This is a genomic window from Paracidovorax sp. (genome assembly GCF_057642795.1).
Map to the genome: position 1 here is coordinate 1 of NZ_JBXYZY010000013.1, position 508 is coordinate 508.

1 protein-coding gene is annotated in these 508 nt (G+C 27.2%); it reads right to left on the minus strand.

What is annotated here, in order from left to right; all coding sequences use genetic code 11:
- Positions 1 to 508 (minus strand): hypothetical protein (locus AC3A84_RS06030; RefSeq protein WP_487968728.1); only part of this gene is annotated, 508 nt, incomplete at both ends.

The window sequence follows — 508 nt, forward strand, 5'->3', positions numbered from 1 at the left end:
TAAAATTATTGTTATTATCTGATTCGTTTAAATCGTTATTTGGAAGTTCAAATTGTTCAATATCCAGGTTTTTAATACTCAATTCCAAATCTTGATTTAGCTCCTTTAAACTTTTTGAATTTTCATTTAAATCATTTGTTTTAAACAAATCTGGGTGTTCTTTTAATAGTTTATTTTGTTTTACAATCGATTCCATATATTTTTCTTTGCTTTTTTCTTTTTTAGCATTAGCCTCAGCAATATTGGATTGTTTTTCTGCTTCTCTTAACTCTTTTGGTTTTCGCTCATTTAAAGTTATTCCAAATATTTTATCGACCCTTTTTCCAGTAATAAATTGAATCATTAAAATAGCAAAAGTAATGACACCCCCATATTTTAAAGTTGTATATAATGTGCTACCTAAATCTTTCATTATATCAGGAGGAATAGGAGTTGCTATTTCTAAAAAACCTGGACTTTGTACATCAACTTTGATTGCTTCAGTTTCGGAATTAGCTATTGATTCTAT